This window comes from Micromonospora sp. NPDC047812 (assembly GCF_040704175.1).
Classification (GTDB): Bacteria; Actinomycetota; Actinomycetes; order Mycobacteriales; family Micromonosporaceae; genus Micromonospora.
In genome coordinates this window covers 770433-788501 of record NZ_JBEYRY010000002.1, presented here as the reverse complement: position 1 = coordinate 788501, position 18069 = coordinate 770433, and the positions used below count along the sequence as shown (strand labels likewise).

Here is an 18069-nt window from a genome sequence, read left to right as displayed (position 1 = left end):
GCGGGCAGGCTCAGGGCAGGCCGGGTGAGGCCAGGGCCGCGGCGGCGGTGGTGAGGGCGGCGAGCGCCTCACGCATGCGCCAGGCGTCGCGGTCGCGGGGGCCGATCGGGTTGGAGACGGTACGCAGCTCGACGAAGGGGACGCGGGCCTGCGCGGCGGCGACGGCCACGCCGTACCCCTCCATGGCCTCGGCGACCGCGTCGGGATGACGCCGGCGCAGGGCGTCCGTGCTGGCGGCGCTGCCGGTCACCGTGCTGACGGTCAGTACCGCGCCCACCGTCGCCGTCGGCAGCGCGGCCCGCAGGGTGGCCAGCAGGTTGGGATCGGCGGCGAGCGCGATGCCGCCACCGAGCCACTCCGGGGGCATGCCCAGCTCGTCCACCGGGAGGAAGCCCGCCGGCGACTCGGCACCCAGGTCGGCGGCGACGGACACGGAGCCCAGCACCGTCGCGCCGACCTCCACCCGGCCGGCGAAGCCGCCCGCCACGCCCGCGCTGACCACCCCGCGGTACGGGCGGCCGGCCGCCTCGGCGAGCACCAGCAGCCGAGCGGTGGTGGCGGCGGCGACGGCAGGCCCGACCCCCGCCGGCAGGACCGTCGTCGACGCGTCCGGCAGGCCCGCGCGCACCGCCTCGGCCTCGGCGGGCACCGCCGTGACCACCAGCAGTCCCGTCACGGCAGGGGCCCCTGCGGTTCCCGCCGGGTCTCGTCGTCCGCCCCGCCCGCCCCGCCGACGGCCGACGACGGCCGGTAGATGTGGTACCCGGGCGGGGCCAGGGCCGGGTCGTCCAGCGGCGAGCCGCCCTGCGCCGGGGCGGGCGACACGGGTGCCACCCCGGTGTCGGAGCCGCCCCCGGCCTCGGCGCGGGTGTCGGCGCCGGCGCCCGTCCCGTCGCTCCTGCCCGGGCCGTCGTCGTTGCCCGTGCCGTCGTCGCTGCCGGCATCGTCGGTGTCGTCCGCCAGTTCCCCGTCGGCGAGCGGGCGACCGGCCAGCCGCTCGGCGCGCAGGCGGCTCGCCACCACCACGCCCCGCACGGCGGCCAGCGTGCCGACCCCGGCGGCGACGGCGATGCCGATCCGGCCGTCGAAGGGTACGAGCCCCAGCCCGCCCCCGGCGACGAACGCGAGCATCAGCACCGTCTCGGAGTGGGCGAAGGAGCTGGCCCGCAGCCGCTCCGGGATGCGCTCCTGGATCGAGGCGTCCACGGCGAGCTTGGCGATGCCGCTGATCAGCGCGGCCACCAGGCAGAGCAGGGCGACCATCGGCAGCGAGAACATCAGCGCGGCGAGGACCGCCACCCCACCCACGATGATCATGCCGCTGGACTGGATCGCGACGGGCCGATGGATGCGCAGCCGGGTGCCGATCGCGGTGGCGAGGAAGGTGCCCACGGCCAGCGCGGCGCCGACGAGGCCCAGCGCCCCCTCGTCGCCCAGGTCCCGGCCGAAGACGACGGTGGTCAGGTCGCCGGCCTTGATCGCGAAGGCCAGGAAGAGCAGCAGGAACCCGTACAGCCCGCGCAGCGTCGCGGCGCCGATCAGGGTGGCGATCACGAGCCGGCCGGCCGGTCGCCCCCGGCCCAGCGGGCGGTCACCGGTGCGCCGGCCGAGCGCCCGCAGCGGTCGGGGCACCCGCTCCGGCGGCTCGGAGTCGGCCTTCGGCGGAAGCCGCAGGGAGATCACCATGCCGACCAGGAAGATGATCGAGGCGACCCGGAGCGGCCACTGCGGCCCGAACCAGAAGGCGGCCAGCCCGATCGGAGCGACCAGGGCGCCGGCCACCGTGCCGTAGACGCTGGCCCGGGCACCCACCTGGGAGAGCCCCAGCCCCTCCGGCAGCAGCCGCGGGACGGCCGCCGAGCGGGCCACCCCGTACGCGCGGGAGAGGGCCAGCACGCCGAAGGCCGCCGGGTAGAGGCCGAAGCCGTGGATGTAGTCGGAGATCAACCAGGCCAGGAAGGCGCGGCCGAGCATGGTGGCGGCCAGCGCGTACCGGCGGCCGTGGCGGAAGTGGTCGAGCAGCGGGCCCACCACCGGGGCGAGCATGGCGAACGGCACCATGGTCACCAGCAGGTAGAGGGCGACCTTGCTGCGCGCCTCGCCGAGCGGGACGTTGAAGAAGATCGTCCCGGCGAGGCCGATGGCGATCAGCGTGTCCCCGGCGCAGGAGACCGCGTGCAGGTCGAAGAGGCGGACCATGCCGACCTCGCCCCCGGCGCCCCGCGCGCGGGCCCGACCCGCCCGCCGGGTCATCCAGCGACCACTGCTGACCGAGCCACGGAACAGCAGGCGGACGGCCTTGATGCCGGTGCCGACGGTCCGCCCGAGTACGGACCGCCCGGAGCGGGAGAACAGCGGCATGTCCACCATCCTCACCCATCCGGTCCGTCCGTGCCGCACCACTGTCCCAGAACGTCGTCGGCGGGTGCCTGTCGGTCGGCCGTACGCATGGGGAACAATGGTCTGGTGACCAGGCCCGCCTCCGCCCGTGCCGCTCGTCTCGACCAGGTCTGCGCCGCCGCCGTCGAGGTGGCACGTGACGCCATCACCGAGGTCGACCCCTCGGACATCGGCGACCACCTGCAGGCCGTCGCGGAGGGCGACCGACTCGTCACCCACTACTTCGAGTGCCGGCTCGCCGGCTACCGGGGCTGGCGGTGGGCGGTCACCGTGACCCGCGTGCCGCGCAGCCGGCACGTCACCGTCTGCGAGACGGTGCTGCTCCCCGGCACCGACGCGATGCTCGCGCCCGGCTGGCTGCCGTGGCAGGAGCGGCTCAAGCCGGGCGACCTCGGCCCCGGCGACCTGCTGCCCACCCCGGCGGACGACGACCGGCTCCAGCCCGGCTACCTGCTCTCCGACGACCCGGCGGTCGAGGAGACGGCCTGGGAGCTGGGTCTCGGCCGGGCCCGGGTGCTCTCCCGCGAGGGGCGCAGCGAGGCCGCCCAGCGCTGGTACGACGGCGACCACGGCCCGTCCGCCGCGATCTCGGCCGCCGCCCCCGCCGCCGCCCGCTGCGGCACCTGCGGCTTCTACCTGCCGCTCGCCGGCGCCCTGCGGCAGTCCTTCGGGGCCTGCGGCAACTTCTACGCCCCCGACGACGGTCGGGTGGTCAGCGCCGACCACGGCTGCGGGGCCCACTCGGAGACCCTGATCGAGGCCGCCGAGACCCCGGTCGAGGAGATGCCGACGGTCTACGACGACAGCGCGGTCGAGCCCGTGGCGGTCAGCCGGGCGCCGGGCTCGGTCGAGGCCGCGGAGCCGGCGGAGCCGTACGGGCACCCCTGACGCGACCGGCGCGGCACCGGCCCTGCGGGTCGGTGCCGTCGCAGGTCAGCGGCCGGCGCGGCCGGCGCGGCGGCGGCGCCGGTTGGCGTCGTGCCGCATCATCACGGCGAGACCGGGGAAACCCCACAGGAAACCGGCCAGGCAGGTCCACAGCCAGTCCTGGTGATCGTGCGCGCTCAGCCAGTCCCGGAAGAAGACCAGCAGCACCAGCCCGGCGAGCGCCCAGGCCGCCATCCCGGCGAGGGCGAACGGCACCATCGGCGGGTCGAGCGGCTCGGGCCGCGGTGGCTGCTCCTTCGGCACGCGGCAAGCGTACGCGATCAACTTTTCCTGCTGGCCGGTGATCTGCGACGATGCGCGCGACAACGGAAGATCACCTGCGAGGACCTGATGTCAGTAGCGCCGCCCGAGAACGGCACACCACCCGACCCAGCGCACCCCCGTAACGGTTTCGACCGGTACTTCGAGATCTCCGCCCGCGGCTCGACGATGAGCCGCGAGGTACGCGGTGGCCTGGCGACCTTCTTCACGATGGCGTACATCGTGGTGCTCAACCCGCTCATCATCGGTGGTGCCGTCGACGGCGACGGCAAGAAGCTCTCCATCGCCGCCCTCGCCGCGGCAACCGCCCTGGTCGCCGGCCTGATGACCATCCTGATGGGCGTGGTCGGCCGGTTCCCGCTGGCGCTCGCCGCCGGTCTGGGCGTCAACGCGCTGGTCGCGTACGAGATCGCCCCGGAGATGACCTGGGCCGACGCGATGGGCCTCGTGGTGATCGAGGGTGTGATCATCGCGGTGCTGGTGCTGACCGGCCTGCGTACGGCGGTGTTCCGCTCGGTGCCGACGCAGATGAAGACGGCGATCGGCGTCGGCATCGGCCTCTTCCTGACCATCATCGGTCTGGTCGACGCCGGCTTCGTGCGCCGGGTGCCGGACGTGCAGAACAGCACCGTCCCGGTCAGCCTGGGCATCGGCGGCAAGCTCGCCAGCTGGCCGCTGCTGGTCTTCGTGGTGGGTCTGCTGCTGACCATCGTGCTGCTGGTGCGCCGCGTCAGGGGCGCGATCCTGATCGGCATCCTCGGCTCCACCGTGCTGGCGATCATCGTGGAGGCGGTGGCGAACATCGGGCCGTCCTTCGTCGACGGCAAGCCCAACCCGAAGGGCTGGGCGCTGAACGTCCCGGAGCTGCCGAAGACCTGGGTGGACGTGCCGGACCTGTCGCTGCTCGGCAACTTCAACGTGTTCGACTCGTGGGGCCGCGCCGGCTGGGTCGTCGTGCTGATGTTCGTGTTCACCCTGCTGATCACGGACTTCTTCGACACGATGGGCACGATGGTCGCGGTCGGCCAGGAGGGGAACATGCTCGACGAGCGGGGCACCCCGCCGCGGGCGAAGGAGATCCTGCTGGTCGACTCGATCGCGGCGGCGGCCGGCGGTGCGGCGAGCACGTCCAGCAACACCTCGTACATCGAGAGTGCCGCCGGTGTCGCCGAGGGCGCCCGCACGGGCGTGGCCAACCTGGTCACCGGCGGTTTGTTCCTGCTGGCGATGTTCCTGGCGCCGCTGGTCGTGGTGGTGCCGTTCGAGGCGGCGTCCACGGCGCTGGTGGTGGTCGGCTTCCTGATGATGACCGCGGTGCGGACGATCGACTGGTCCGACTACGAGATCGCGATCCCGGCGTTCCTGACGATCGTGCTGATGCCCTTCACGTACTCGATCTCGAACGGCATCGGGGCCGGCCTGATCTCGTACGTGGTGGTGAAGCTCGCCAAGGGCAAGGCCCGGGAGATCCACCCGCTGCTGTACGGGGTGGCCGCCCTCTTCGTGCTCTACTTCCTGCGTGGGCCGATCGAGTCCGTGGTGCTCTGAACACCCTTCGCTCCGGGCCGGTGACCGAATCGGGTACCCGGCCCGGAGCAGGACAAACCTCGCGTGAGCGTGGTCATATCGGTGGTCATTCGCCAAGCTAATTAGTTAGGCTAACTATCGTGACGGAGCGGACGGTGACGGCGAAACGCGTGCCACCGGCGCAGCTGGCACCGCAGCTGCGTGATGCGATCACCCGGCTGAACCGACGGGTCCGCCAGGCCCGGCCGGTCGGCGACCTCACGGTCACCCAGCTCTCCGCGCTCACCAGCCTCCGGCTGGCGGGTGCGTTGACGCCTCGGGAACTGGCCGACGTGGAACGGGTGCAGCCGCCCACGATGACCAGGATCGTCGCGAAGTTGGAGGAGCGCGGCCTCGTGCAGCGCACCCCCCATCCGACCGACGGCCGGCAGGTCATCCTGGCGGCGACCGAGGGGGGACGGGCAGTGCTCGACCAGTTCGAGCGGGTCCGTGACGAGTGGCTGGCCCGCCGGCTGGCCGAGCTGACCGAGGCCGAGCGGGAAACTTTGCGGCAGGCCGCCGAGATCCTCCAGCAGGTCGCCCGCGCCTGACCCGCGCGTCGTGCCACCGCGCCGTCCGACGTCGATGACGCGTACGACCGCGAGGAGGCGCACCGAGAGTGCAGGCGAAGCTGAGCACGATGTTCCAGTCCCTACAGGTCCGCAACTACCGGCTCTTCGCATCCGGGCAGCTGATCAAACTGATCGGCGTCTGGATGATGTTCATTGCCCAGGACTGGCTGGTCCTCGAGCTCTCCGACAACTCCGCCACCGCGCTCGGCGTGGTGACCGCGCTCCAGTTCACCCCGGTGCTGCTGCTCACCCTGCTCTCCGGGCGGCTCGCCGACCGCTACGACAAGCGGATGCTGCTCTTCGTCGCGAACGCGTTCTGGACCGTGCTGGCCCTCGCCATGGCCCTGCTGGTGATCACCGGCCTCGTGCAGCTCTGGCACGTCTTCGCGTTCGCGGCCCTGCTCGGCGTCGCCAACGCCGTGGAGACCCCGGTCCGGCAGGCGTTCGTCTCCGAGCTGGTCGGTACGTCCCTGCTGCCGAACGCGCTCTCGCTGAACGCGGCCGTGTTCAACTCCGCCCGGATCGTCGGACCGGCCGTCGCCGGCCTGGCCATCGCCGCCTTCGACGTCGGGCCGGTCTTCCTGTTCACCGCGCTCAGCTCGATCGCCCCGCTGGTCACCGTGATCCAGATGCGCCCCGCCGACCTGCACCGGGAGGCGCTGCTGCCGCGCGACGAGCGGGCGTCGGCCAAGGTCGTCGACGGCCTGCGCTACGTCTGGCGCCGGCCCGACCTGCTGCTGCCCATGGCGGTGATGTCGGTGATCGGCATGTCGCTGTTCAACTTCCAGCTCACCCTCGCCGCGCTGGCCAAGACGGTCTTCAAGACCGGTGCCGCCTCGTTCGGGCTGTTCAGCACCGCGCTGGCGGTCGGCGCGCTGGTCGGGGCGCTCGCCGGCACCGGGCGGCGCAGCCGCCCGTCGGTCTGGCTGGTGCTCGGCGCGGGGGTCGGCTGCGCCAGCTTCGGCACGCTGGTGGGGCTCGCCCCGGCGTACTGGATGGTGGTGACGCTGCTGCTGCCGACCGGGTTCTTCATGGTCTTCTTCGCCCAGGCGGCCAACCAACGGGTCCAGCTCGGCACCGACGCCGCCTTCCGCGGCCGGGTGATGGCCCTGTGGGTGCTGGTCTTCCTCGGCACCAACCCGGTCGGGGCGCCGCTCATCGGCTGGGTCGCCGAGACCTACGGCGCCGGTGCCAGCATCTGGATCGGTGGGCTGATCTCGCTGGCCACCATCCTGATCGCGCTCACCTGGCAGCTGCGCCGCTCCGGCGCCCGGCTGCGCTTCCGCATCCTGCCGATGCCGCGCTTCTACGTCACCTCCGCCGACTGCTGAGCCCGTCGCCCGGGCCGGGCAGGTCGCTCCCCTCCTGCTGCGGGCGGATGACACGAAAGCGGTGGCGGTAAGGGGGAAAGAGGCTTAGCGTCGATACGTGGAGCTCGGGCGCGCGCTGCTGCTGATCCTGGCCATCGTCGCCATGGCCAGTCTGCCGGCGGTGATCGCCCTGGTCTTCTGCGCGGACGAGATCATCGACCGGGTCGCCTGCGGGTACGCCGAGTGGCGTGAGCGCCGGCGGGAGCGGCGCACCATCGCCCGGCTGGACCGGGCCGTCGAGGCCGACGCGCTGACCCGCGACATCGACCTCACCGACTTCGACCGGCCCGACCGGCGCCCCCTGGAGGAACTCGCCGCCGACCTGCGCCGCCTGCGCAGCCAGGGGGTGGGTTTCGACGGTCGCCAGCCCGTCTGGCACGGCATGGTCCTCCAGGCGTACGACGACCGGCTCCGGCTGGCCTGTCGGGCCCTCGGGCTGGCCGAGCACCTGACCGAGCTGGAGGGCGTCGACCTGGAGCTGGAACGCGTCCGGGTGGAGGGCCTGCTGCACGCCGCCGGGCTGACCCTGCCCGCCGCCCGGGCAGGCCACCGGCAGCGTCACCGCTGAGGGCGGGCCCGGCGTGAGGCTCTTCGTCGCGCTCTACCCGCCGCGCGAGGCGATCGCGCACCTCGGCGCGCAGGTCGCCCGGCTGCGGGTCGGCGCGGCGGCCGCCGCCGGGACCAACGTCCGGCTCGCCGACCCGGCCAACGCGCACGTCACCCTCGCCTTCCTCGGCGACGTCGAGGCGGACCGGCTGGTCGCCGTGGAGAGCGCGCTCGGGCTCGCCGCCGAGTGGTCCCGAGACGGCCGCCAGGCCGCGCCCCGGCTCCGGCTGGCCGGTGGCGGACGGTTCGGGCGGGGCCGGTTCACCGTGCTCTGGGTCGACCTGCGGGGCGAGGTGGAGCCGGTACTGGTGCTGGCCCGGCTGATCCGCTCCCGGCTGCGGCACGCCCGCCTGCCGCACGACGAGAAGCCGTTCCGCCCGCACCTGACGATCGCCCGCCCCGGCGACCGGGTGCCCCCGGTCGACGTGGCCGCCGACGTGGCCACCCTCGACGACTACGAGGGCCCGGAGTGGCCGGCCGGCGAGATGGTCCTGGTGCGCAGCCACCCCGGCCCTCGCCCCACCTACGACCGCCTGGCCGCCTGGCCCCTCTGACGCTCCCCGGTCACCAAACCGCGGCACCGACCAGGGCGCCACCACGGACGCGACGCCGCCGACCATCACCCAGCTCCCGCCGGCCGCCGCCCTGGGCGCACCAGCGTCCGATGATCTGCTCGGTGATCCCCTCACCGGTCCGCCAGCCTCAGCCGTAGACGTTGGCGGTGTCGGTGTCGGAGAAGTCGATCCCGTGTTCGAGTGCCTCGTGTTGACTCCGGCGACCGGATGGTCGCCGGAGTCAGGCGGTCACGAGGACTCGCGGGCCGCCGGGCCGCTGCCGAAGAGCACGTCGTCCCAGCTCGGCAGGCGCTTGCGCGGCTTGCCGCCGGCGTCGGTCGACTCACCTGCCGCTGCCGCCGGCGCGCCCGTGCGCCGGGGCCGGAGCACCGCCAGCGACGGCACGGCCGGCACCTCCTTGGGCGCGTCCGAGTCGTCGTCGAAGGCGGAACCCTGACCACCGCCGAGCAGCGCCGCCGCCCCGCCGCCGACCGGCCGCTGGCGCGGCGCGTCCTGCCCGGCGAGGGCGGCCGGGGTGCGGGGTTCGAGCCCGCGACCCGAGGTCGAGCCGAGCGGACGGTCGAGGGAGGCGAGCAGGGCGTCCCGCCCGGCACGGATCGGGTCGCGGCCGGGACGGCTGTGCTCCGCCGCCGCCGGCAGGCCGTGCCCGCCCCGGCTCGGCTCGCCGCGCGACGGGCCGGGCAGCGCGTGGCCGCCCCGCTCCGGCGTCGGCTCCTGGCCGAGGATCGGGGTGGGCCGCTCGGCGCACAGGTACTGCGCCATGTCGTCGTGCGGGGTGACCGCCTGCCGGGTCTTGTCGAGATCCCAGATCGCCTGCGCGGTCGCCTTGCCCGAGGGCCAGGTCGCCACGATCCGCCAGGTGCCGTCGTCGCGGCGCCACGCGTCCCAGGAGATCTTCTCGGTGTCGATCCCGTGCTGGGCCAGCCGCCCGTTGACCACCTCGGCGAGCGGGGTGGGCTTCTCCGCGCCCTTCAGTCGGGTGCGCCGGGCGTGCTGGGCGAGCATGGCCCGCTCCTGGAGCACCGGGCCGGCGTAGCGCAGCACGCGGTCGACCGGCACGCCGGCGATCCGGGCGACGTCCTCGGCGGACTCGCCGGAGCGGATCTTCGCCTGGATGTCCCGTGGGGAGAGCGAGGGCACCGGGTCGGCGCTGGCTGCCGGGGCCACCGCGAGCGGAGGGGCGCCGGGCTCGGCGTGCAACGCGCCGGCGATCCGCTCGTCGATGGGCAGGGCGAGCAGTCGCCCGACCTCGTCGGCGAGCACCAGGGCCTGGCCGTCCTCGGAGAGGGCGACGAAGCGTACTGGGCGCATGGCGTAGCCTCCGTCCCGCTTCGCTGGCCGTCACGCCACGAGCCGGCCACCCGGGCGTCCTCGCACCACCGTACGCGCATCTGTCCGCAGGTGGGGGATGCGACACCCGCATGTCGCGACTGAGCTGCGGCGATGATCACGGTCGGTGGCCGCAGGGCGCGTCGGCGGCCACCGACCGTGACGGCGATCAGAGTCGCTCGACCACGTAGTCGATCGACGCGGTCAGGGCCTCGACGTCGGCCGGCTCGACGGCCGGGAAGAGCGCGACGCGAAGCTGGTTGCGGCCGAGCTTCCGGTACGGCTCCGTGTCCACGATGCCGTTGGCGCGCAACGCCTTGGCGATCGCGGTGGCGTCGACGCCCTCGGCGAAGTCGATGGTGGCGACCACGTTGGAGCGCAGCGCGGGGTCGGTGACGAACGGCGTCGCCACCTCGGAGCGCTCCGCCCAGCCGTACACGATGGACGCGCTCTCGGCCGTGCGCTTGGCCGCCCAGGCCAGCCCGCCCTGGGAGTTCATCCAGTCGGTCTGCTCGGCGGCCAGGAAGATGGTGGCCAGCGCCGGGGTGTTGTAGGTCTGCTCCAGCCGCGAGTTGTCGATCGCGGTGACCAGGTCGAGGAAGGCCGGGATGTAGCGGCCGGACGCCTTGATTTCGCCGGCCCGCTCCAGCGCGGCCGGCGACATCAGGGCCAGCCACAGGCCGCCGTCGGAGCCAAAGCACTTCTGCGGGGCGAAGTAGTAGACGTCGGTCTCGCCGACGTTGACGTCCAGGCCGCCGGCGCCCGAGGTGGCGTCGACCAGCAGCAGCGAGCCCGGGTCGGCGCCGGCCACCCGGCTGATCGGCACCGCCACACCCGTCGAGGTCTCGTTGTGCGGGGTGGCGTAGACGTCCACCCCGGCCTCGGCGGTCAGGGTGGGCGCGGTGCCGGCCTCCGACTTGCGGACGGTGGGCTCGCCGAGGAACGGGGCGTCCTTGACGGACTTGGCGAACTTCGCGCCGAACTCGCCGAAGCTGGCGAACTGCGCCCGGTCCCGGACCAGGCCGAACGTCGCGACCTCCCAGAAGGCCGTGGTGCCGCCGTTGCCCAGCACCACCTCGTAGCCCTCGGGGAGGGAGAAGAAGTCGGCGATGCCGCGGCGCAGCCGGGCCACCTCGTCACGGACGGTCTTCTGCCGGTGCGAGGTGCCCAGGTAGCTCGTCGCCACCTCGGCGAGGGCGGAGACCGCCGCCGGACGGACCTTGGACGGCCCGCAGCCGAACCTCCCGTCGGCGGGCTTGAGGTCGTCGGGAATCCGGATGGTCGGTGCGTCAGCCACGGTTGTTGAGATCCTTCCGCAGGGGCGAGGGCGGGCCCGGTGTTCAGGCGGGCGCGGATCGACGGCGGACGCGCGCTCAGGCGCACGACGTGGCCGGGACCCGGGCCCGGTCCGGCGACACTGCCGGCCTTCATCCTCCCACCCGCCCCGGCTGCGGCGACCGCTGGTCCCACGCCCGGCGGTGAGGCGTCCACCACAACCCCCGCCCGGGGCGGCCCCGGGCGTCGCGCCTGGTCGCGCCCACGGAACAGCCCGGCAGCGGCCGGGCGGCCACCGGTGGTCCCGCTGCGCGGAAGGGGCCCCTTCCCGTCGACGGACGACGGGAAGGGGCCCCTGCGCAGCTCTCAGACGCCGTGCGGGATGGCGTCCCAGCCCTCGACCTCGCTGGGCTTGCGGGTGCCCGGCCCGACGTAGCGGGCCGACGGGCGGACCAGCCGCTGGAGCTTCTTCTGCTCCAGGATGTGCGCGCTCCAGCCGCCCATCCGGGCACAGGTGAACATGGAGGTGAACATGTGCGCCGGCACCTCGGCGAAGTCCAGCACCACGGCCGACCAGAACTCGACGTTGGTGGCGAGCACCCGGTCCGGGCGGCGGGCCTGGAGCTCGGCCAGGGCGGCCTTCTCCAGCGCCTCGGCGATCTCGAAGCGCGGCGCGCCCAGTTCCTTGGCGGTGCGGCGGAGCACCCGGGCGCGCGGGTCCTCGGCCCGGTAGACGCGGTGGCCGAAGCCCATCAGCCGCTCGCCCCGGTCGAGGACGCCCTTGACGTAGCCCTCGGCGTCGCCGCTGCGCTCGACCGCCTCCAGCATGCTGAGCACGCGGGACGGGGCGCCGCCGTGCAGCGGGCCGGAGAGGGCGCCGATGCCGGAGGAGATGCAGGCCGCGGCGTCGGCGCCGGTGGAGGCGACGATCCGGGCGGTGAAGGTGGAGGCGTTCAGGCCGTGCTCGGCGGCCGAGATGAAGTAGGCGTCGACGGCCTTGACGTGCCGCGGGTCCGGCTCGCCCCGCCAGCGCTTCATGAAGCGCTCGACGATGGTGGACGCCTTGTCGATCTCCTTCTGCGGCACCGCCGGCAGGCCCAGGCCGCGCGCCGACTGGGCGACGAAGGAGAGCGCGGTGACCGACACCCGGGCGAGGTCCTCGCGGGCCTGCTCGTCGGAGATGTCGAGCAGCTGGTTGAGACCCCAGTACGGGGCGAGCATGGCGACCGCGGACTGCACGTCGACCCGGATGTCGCCGGAGTGCACCGGCACCGGGAACGGCTCCGCCGGCGGCAGACCCGGGCCGAACCGCCCGTCGACCAGCAGCGCCCACACGTTGCCGAAGGAGACCTGGCCGATCAGATCCTCGATGTCGACTCCGCGATAGCGCAGCGCGCCGCCCTCGCGGTCGGGTTCGGCGATCTCGGTCTCGAAGGCCACGACGCCCTCAAGTCCGGGTTTGAAATCGGCCATGTCGCTCTCCTGGATCTGCTCGGTGCGCCCGCCCGGGGCTCCGGTCCCGGCCCAGCCGGGCGAGCGCCTTAGGCGACCCTCAGGGATGTGTTCGTGACATCTTGCCTGCTGGGTAACCGGATTCGCGACCCACGGCGACTGTGCCGCACACGACATCCCCGGTCCGGACGTCCCGGACCGGGTCGGTGACACTGTGCGGTGCGGGCTGGCCAGCGCCGCAGGCAGTGGGCCGGGTCGACGAGGAGGAGGGGGAACGTGACGGGGGACACAGTTCGGCCGGCGGGTATGCGTAACGAGTACGCCCGGGACCTGGGCCTTTCCGAGGCGGACCTGGCGGCCGACTGGCACGGCCAGTTCGCCCGCTGGTTCGCCGACGCGGTCGCCGCCGGGCTGCCCGAACCGAACGCGATGGTGGTCGGCACCGCCGACGCCGAGGGCCGCCCGAGCGCGCGCACCGTGCTGCTGAAGGGGTACGACCCGGAGGGCTTCGTCTTCTTCACCAACTACGGGTCCCGCAAGGGCGCCGAGGCGGCCGTCAATCCGTACGTGAGCCTCGTCTTCCCCTGGTTCCCGATGCACCGGCAGGTGGTGGTGGCGGGCCGCATCGAGCGGGTCGACCGGGCGGAGACGGAGGCGTACTTCGCCAGCCGGCCGCGCGGCTCCCAGCTCGGCGCCTGGGCCAGCACCCAGTCCCGGGCGATCCCCGGGCGGGCCGTGCTGGACGAGGCGTACCGGGCGGCGGCGGAGCGGTTCGCCGAGGTCGAGCCGATCCCCGCCCCGCCGTACTGGGGCGGCCTGCGGGTGCGGCCCGAGTCGGTGGAGTTCTGGCAGGGCCGGGTCAGCCGACTGCACGACCGGCTGCGGTTCCGGCTCACCGGGACCGGGGAGTGGACCGTCGAGCGGCTGGCGCCGTGACCCAGCTCAAGGACGGGCGGCCGAACGGGCTGCGCCGGTTCGCGATCGACGTGCGCCCGCTGGCCGTGCCGGCGTACCGGCGGATGTGGCTGGGCAACGGCATCGCGATGTTCGGCATCCAGCTCACGGCGGTCGCCGTGCCGGTGGAGATGTACGCGCTGACCGGCAGCTCGCTCTGGGTCGGCCTGATCGGGATCGCGGCGTTCGTACCGCTGCTGGTCTTCGGGCTCTGGGGCGGCGCGGTGGCCGACGCGCACGACCGGCGCAAGGTGCTGCTGGGGACCGCGGCGGTGCTCTGGACCGCCACGTTCGGCCTGGTGGTGCAGGCGGTGCTCGGGATCGGCAGCCCGCTGCTGCTGCTCGTCCTGGTGGCGGTGCAGTCGATCGCCTTCGCGGTCAGCTCGCCCACCCGCAACGCGGTCCTGCCCCGGCTGGTGCCCGCGGAGCTGGTGCCGGCGGCGACCACGCTGAACTTCACCACCCACACGGCCGCCGCGGTGTTCGGCCCGCTGGTCGCCGGCCTGATCTTCGCCGCGTGGGGCACCGACCTCGGCCTGCCGATCGCGTACGCGGCCGACGCGGTGCTCTACACGGTCGCCGTCTGGGCGACGATGAAGCTGCCGGCCATGCCGCCGGAGCCGGACCCGGACGCGTCCGCCGCCCCGCGGCGGGCCGGGCTGGCCAGCATCGTCGACGGCCTGCGCTACCTGGCCACCACCCCGGTGCTGATGCTCTCCTTCGTCATCGACCTGATCGCGATGGTGCTGGCGATGCCCCGGGCGCTCTTTCCGGAGATCGCCGAGTCCCGGTTCGGCGGCGGGGCGGCGGTCGGCTGGCTCTACAGCGCGATCGCGGCGGGCGCGATGCTCGGCGGGCTGACCTCCGGGTGGATCGGGCGGCTGCGCCGGCAGGGGCTGGTGCTGGTGGTGGCGGTGGTCGGCTGGGGGCTGGCGGTCGCGGCGGCCGGGCTCGCCGGCCAACTCTGGCTGATGGTGCTGCTGCTCGCGGTGGCCGGCGCGGCCGACCTGGTCAGCGCGGTGCTGCGACAGTCGATGCTGCTGGTCTACGCGCCCGACCGGATGCGCGGGCGGCTGATGGGCGTCAACACGGTGGTCATCGCCGGCGGCCCGCGCCTGGGCGACCTGCGGGCGGGCGCGGTCGCGGCCGGTTTCGGCGGCGGCGTCGCCTGGGTCGGCGGCGGGCTGGTCTCGGCGGCGCTCGCGGTGCTGCTCGCGGTGGCCTTCCCGGTGCTGCTGCGCTACCGGGCGGCGACCCCCTCCGGCGGTGACAAGGCGTGAGGGGCCGGGTCGGGGCGAGCGACGGCGGGGCGGGAACCGTTAGGGTCGCCCGCATGGACACCCCCGACCAGCGTCCGCCCTCGGGCGCACAGTGGACCATTTCCGCCGCCGGCCACGAGGCCGTCATCGTGGAGGTGGGCGGTGGGGTCCGGACATACCGGCACGACGGGACCGACCACCTCGACGGGTACGCCGCCGACGAGATCTGTCCGGGTTGCGCGGGGCAGGTGCTGGCCCCCTGGCCGAACCGGATCCGCGACGGGCGCTACACCTTCGGCGAGCGGTCGTTGCAGCTCACCCTCAGCGAACCGGACCGGGGCGTGGCCATCCACGGGCTGGTCAACTGGGTGCCGTGGCGGCTGGTGGAGCAGTCCTCCGACGCGGTGACCGTCGGCTACGACCTGCCGCCGCAGCCGGGCTACCCGTGGCCGCTGCGGCTGCTCACGCGGTGGAGCGTCGGCCCGGACGGGTTGCGCGCGGAGCACGAGGCGACGAACCTCGGCGCCGAGCCCGCGCCGTTCGGCTTCGCGGTGCACCCGTACCTGCGGGTGCCCGGGGTGGCGGTCGACGACCTGTCGATGCGGCTGCCGGCCCGGACGCGGTTGCAGGTGGACGGGCGGCTGCTGCCGATCGGGGGCACCCCGGTCGCCGGCACCGAGTACGACTGGACCAGCCCCCGCCGGATCGGCGGCGCCCGGCTCGACCTCTGCTTCGGCGACGTGATCCGCGACGACGACGGCGGCTCGGTGGTCAGCCTGGCGGCCCCGGACGGCGCGGCGGGCGTGCGGATCTGGGCGGACCGGGAGTTCGGCTGGTGGCAGGTGTTCACCGGCGACGCCCTGCCCGGCGAGCGGCGGCGCCGCTCCGTGGCGGTGGAGCCGATGACCTGCCCGCCGGACGCGTTCCGCTCGGGCCGGGACGTGATCACCCTGAAGCCGGGCGCGACCTGGCGGGGTGCCTGGGGCGTACGGCCCGGGGCCTGAGCGGGGGAGCGCATGGAGTTCAGCGAGGTCCTCCGGCGGCGCCGGATGGTGCGCAACTACGACCCGGACCGCCCCGTCCCGCCCGACGTGGTGGAGCGGCTGCTAGACCACGCGGTCCGCGCGCCGTCGGCCGGCTTCGCCCAGGGCTGGGGTTTCCTGGTGCTGGAGACGCCGGAGGACCGGGAGCGCTTCTGGGCGGCGACCACCCCGGGCGGCGGCGGCCGGGAGCGGTGGCTGGCGGGGATGCGCCGGGCCCCGCTGATCGTCGTCCCGCACGCGAACCGGTCGGCCTACCTTGAGCGGTACGCGGAACCGGACAAGGGCTGGGCGGACCGCTCGACGGAGCGCTGGCCGGTGCCCTACTGGTACGTGGACACCGGCTTCGCCGCCCTGCTGATGCTGCTGACCGCCGTCGACGAGGGGCTGGGGGCGTGCTTCTTCGGCATCCCCGCGCAGCGCCTCGACGCGTACCGGGAGGCGTTCGGGGTGCCGGGGGAGTACGAGCCCGTCGGGGCCGTGACGGTGGGCTATCGTGCGCCTGACCACCGGTCACCGTCGTTGCGCCGGGGGCGCCGCCCGGTGGACGAGGTGGTCCGGCGGGGGCGGTGGAGCTGACGGCACCGGATGTCCCGTCAGGTGTTTCGTCCGGTGGCGAACCGGACGGCGGGTAGTGAAACTGACATCAGGGAGCAGAACGCGGTGTGGTGCAGCCGGCTACGCTGGCACGGTCATCGGTGCCGCGGGTCGCGGCGCCGCGCCGCGACCCGACCCGGTGTCGTGGGTCGGCCGGGCCAGGGGGAGGGGAGCGTGCCGTCGTGATCTTCAGAGCGGTCCGGGACGGGCGTCCCTACCCGGAGCACAACCTGACGCTCAAGCAGTGGGCGGAGATTCCGCCGAGGCCGCTGCGCCTGGACCAGTTGATCACCACCAAGCGCGAGCTGGCGCTGGACAAGCTCCTCGCCGAGGACTCCACCTTCTACGGCGACCTCTTCCCGCACGTGGTGCAGTGGAACGGCGGGCTCTACCTGGAGGACGGGCTGCACCGCGCCCTGCGGGCGGCGCTCCAGCAGCGCAACCAGATCCACGCCCGGGTGCTCGTCCTCTCCGGCCCGATCGAGTGAGCACGACCCGCCGGCCGTCCTGACCTGCGGTTTCTCCGGATCGGCGCGGCGGCGCGCCCTTCGACGAGCGGCTGTCGCACCGGAGCCGTACCGTCATCTCCAGACGACGTGTCTGACGAGGACGGTGAGGGCCATGGCCCGCGACGGTGACATCAACGAGCCCACGAGGGAGTTCCCCGGTTATCCGACCGGCGAGGCGCTCAAGGAGCGGTCGGCTGTCACAACCGAGCCGGAGCCGGGTGCGCCACCGCCGGCGGGCGGGCCCGCCCGCGGCCTGCTCTGGGTGCTCGGCGCGGCGGCGCTGGCGGTGGTGGTGCTGCTCGGCGTGCAGGCCACCGGCCTGCTGCCGGACTTCCGCAACCCGTTCGCCAAGGAGCAGACCGACCGCAGCCAGCCGCCGCTGCTCAAGTCGATCCAGGATCTCAGCCGCTACGTCGCGGCCGAGGGCAACTTCCAGGTGGTCGTCGATCTCCAGAACGACCGGCGCAACGTGCCCGACTGGTTGCTCAGCCAGCGCACCCTCTTCGTCGGGGCGGGCAGCGTCGAGGCGTACGTCGACTTCGCGAAGATCTCCGAGGGCGCGGTGGTCGAGTCGGCCGACGGCAAGTCGGTGGAGATCAGACTGCCGGCGCCGCAGCTCGGCAAGACCAACCTCGACCTGGAGAAGAGCTACGTCTTCGCCGAGGAGCGCGGGCTGCTCAACCGGGTCGGCGAGCTGGTGAAGGGCGACCCCAACCGCCAGCAGCAGGTCTACCAGCTCGCCGAGGAGCGGATCACCACCGCCGCCCGCGACAGCGGCCTGACCCAGCGGGCCGAGGAGAACACCCGCAAGATGCTGGAAGGGCTGCTCCGCTCCCTCGGCTACGAGAAGGTGACGGTCACGTACACCGCCCCGTGACGGCGGACCCACGACGCGACGGCGCCCGCCCCGGTCGACGGGACGGGCGCCTCGTGCTCACCCCCGCGTCGGGCGGGGGCGGGTGGGCTCAGTAGCGGGCGGCGGCGTAGCGGTCCTCGTTCGGCATCAGGACCCAGAGGACCAGGTAGACGACCACCTGGGTGCCGGGCAGCAGCAGCGACAGCAGGAACAGCAGCCGGATGAAGCCGGCCGACCTGCCGAAACGCTGGGCCAGGCCGGCGCAGACACCGGCGATCATGCGCCCCTGACGGGGGCGGACCAGTTTGCGACTCATCGTCGTACTCCCACTCTGCGGCGTTCGCCGCCTCTGCCCCCAACGGTAGAAAGGGGTGGCCACCGCGCCCTCGGTCGCGAGGAGGATCGGCGGTGCCCGTACCCGTAGGTGGTTACCCGGGAACCGGGCCCGCGACGCTTCCGGCCGCCGGGGGAGCGACGACCGGTCGCGGCTGGCGGCAGGG

General features: G+C 73.9%; 19 protein-coding genes. 12 read left to right on the top strand and 7 right to left on the bottom strand.

The window, feature by feature from the left end; genetic code table 11:
- Positions 1-10 precede the first annotated feature (10 nt).
- Together AB0883_RS11400 and AB0883_RS11395 are read right to left on the bottom strand one after the other, a co-directional pair.
- Positions 11-676 (bottom strand): futalosine hydrolase, encoded by a 666-nt coding sequence (locus AB0883_RS11400; protein WP_366641112.1) that lies wholly within the window; start codon positions 674-676, stop codon positions 11-13.
- Entirely contained in the window at positions 673-2361 is a 1689-nt protein-coding gene (locus AB0883_RS11395; protein ID WP_366641111.1) for an MFS transporter, read from the bottom strand. The genes AB0883_RS11400 and AB0883_RS11395 overlap by 4 nt, the downstream gene beginning before the upstream one ends.
- A gap of 87 nt (positions 2362-2448) precedes the next feature.
- Here AB0883_RS11395 and AB0883_RS11390 point away from each other — a divergent pair, with 87 nt between their 5' ends.
- Positions 2449-3288, top strand: a complete 840-nt coding sequence (locus AB0883_RS11390) for a DUF3027 domain-containing protein (RefSeq protein ID WP_121396996.1) — start codon at positions 2449-2451, stop codon at positions 3286-3288.
- Positions 3289-3333: 45 nt separating this feature from the next.
- Here AB0883_RS11390 and AB0883_RS11385 read toward each other — a convergent pair whose 3' ends face one another.
- Complete coding sequence (locus AB0883_RS11385; protein WP_366641110.1) at positions 3334-3591, bottom strand: DUF2530 domain-containing protein; 258 nt, start codon at positions 3589-3591, stop codon at positions 3334-3336.
- An 87-nt stretch (positions 3592-3678) separates the two neighbouring features.
- On the opposite strand from AB0883_RS11385, the gene AB0883_RS11380 reads away from it, so the two are divergent.
- The 5 genes from AB0883_RS11380 to thpR all read left to right on the top strand — a co-directional run bounded on the left by AB0883_RS11380 (position 3679) and on the right by thpR (position 8277).
- Positions 3679-5157, top strand: a complete 1479-nt coding sequence (locus AB0883_RS11380) for an NCS2 family permease (protein WP_366641109.1) — start codon at positions 3679-3681, stop codon at positions 5155-5157.
- A gap of 119 nt (positions 5158-5276) precedes the next feature.
- Positions 5277-5726, top strand: coding sequence for a MarR family transcriptional regulator (locus AB0883_RS11375; RefSeq protein WP_366641108.1), 450 nt, complete (start codon positions 5277-5279; stop codon positions 5724-5726).
- A 68-nt stretch (positions 5727-5794) separates the two neighbouring features.
- Positions 5795-7078 carry an MFS transporter gene (locus tag AB0883_RS11370; RefSeq protein WP_366641107.1) on the top strand — a complete coding sequence of 428 codons (1284 nt, stop codon included), beginning with the start codon at positions 5795-5797 and terminating at the stop codon, positions 7076-7078.
- A gap of 97 nt (positions 7079-7175) precedes the next feature.
- On the top strand, positions 7176-7685 hold the full coding sequence (locus AB0883_RS11365) for a hypothetical protein (protein WP_366641106.1): 510 nt from the start codon (positions 7176-7178) through the stop codon (positions 7683-7685).
- A 13-nt stretch (positions 7686-7698) separates the two neighbouring features.
- A complete protein-coding gene (gene thpR, locus AB0883_RS11360; protein ID WP_366641105.1) occupies positions 7699-8277 on the top strand; it encodes an RNA 2',3'-cyclic phosphodiesterase in 579 nt (192 codons plus the stop codon).
- A 249-nt stretch (positions 8278-8526) separates the two neighbouring features.
- Here the strand turns inward: thpR and sepH are convergent, their stop codons facing one another.
- The 3 genes from sepH to AB0883_RS11345 all read right to left on the bottom strand — a co-directional run bounded on the left by sepH (position 8527) and on the right by AB0883_RS11345 (position 12375).
- Positions 8527-9609 (bottom strand): septation protein SepH, encoded by a 1083-nt coding sequence (gene sepH / locus AB0883_RS11355; protein ID WP_366641104.1) that lies wholly within the window; start codon positions 9607-9609, stop codon positions 8527-8529.
- A 187-nt stretch (positions 9610-9796) separates the two neighbouring features.
- On the bottom strand, positions 9797-10924 hold the full coding sequence (gene serC, locus AB0883_RS11350; RefSeq protein WP_366641103.1) for a phosphoserine transaminase: 1128 nt from the start codon (positions 10922-10924) through the stop codon (positions 9797-9799).
- A 344-nt stretch (positions 10925-11268) separates the two neighbouring features.
- Positions 11269-12375: a citrate synthase 2 gene (locus AB0883_RS11345; protein ID WP_121396987.1), complete on the bottom strand. Its 1107-nt coding sequence runs from the start codon at positions 12373-12375 to the stop codon at positions 11269-11271.
- A gap of 285 nt (positions 12376-12660) precedes the next feature.
- Here AB0883_RS11345 and pdxH point away from each other — a divergent pair, with 285 nt between their 5' ends.
- The 6 genes from pdxH (at position 12661) to AB0883_RS11315 (ending at position 17590) form a co-directional block, all read left to right on the top strand.
- A complete protein-coding gene (gene pdxH / locus AB0883_RS11340; RefSeq protein ID WP_366641102.1) occupies positions 12661-13290 on the top strand; it encodes a pyridoxamine 5'-phosphate oxidase in 630 nt (209 codons plus the stop codon).
- Complete coding sequence (locus AB0883_RS11335; protein ID WP_366641101.1) at positions 13287-14588, top strand: MFS transporter; 1302 nt, start codon at positions 13287-13289, stop codon at positions 14586-14588. The genes pdxH and AB0883_RS11335 overlap by 4 nt, the downstream gene beginning before the upstream one ends.
- A gap of 53 nt (positions 14589-14641) precedes the next feature.
- Positions 14642-15571: an aldose 1-epimerase family protein gene (locus AB0883_RS11330; RefSeq protein ID WP_366641100.1), complete on the top strand. Its 930-nt coding sequence runs from the start codon at positions 14642-14644 to the stop codon at positions 15569-15571.
- A gap of 12 nt (positions 15572-15583) precedes the next feature.
- Positions 15584-16186 carry a nitroreductase family protein gene (locus AB0883_RS11325; RefSeq protein WP_366641099.1) on the top strand — a complete coding sequence of 201 codons (603 nt, stop codon included), beginning with the start codon at positions 15584-15586 and terminating at the stop codon, positions 16184-16186.
- 200 nt (positions 16187-16386) lie between these two features.
- Positions 16387-16692 carry a type II toxin-antitoxin system VapB family antitoxin gene (locus AB0883_RS11320; RefSeq protein ID WP_089002310.1) on the top strand — a complete coding sequence of 102 codons (306 nt, stop codon included), beginning with the start codon at positions 16387-16389 and terminating at the stop codon, positions 16690-16692.
- 133 nt (positions 16693-16825) lie between these two features.
- Positions 16826-17590, top strand: coding sequence for a DUF4230 domain-containing protein (locus AB0883_RS11315; RefSeq protein ID WP_358086135.1), 765 nt, complete (start codon positions 16826-16828; stop codon positions 17588-17590).
- An 88-nt stretch (positions 17591-17678) separates the two neighbouring features.
- Here AB0883_RS11315 and AB0883_RS11310 read toward each other — a convergent pair whose 3' ends face one another.
- A complete protein-coding gene (locus AB0883_RS11310; protein WP_121396981.1) occupies positions 17679-17885 on the bottom strand; it encodes a PspC domain-containing protein in 207 nt (68 codons plus the stop codon).
- Positions 17886-18069: the final 184 nt, after the last annotated feature.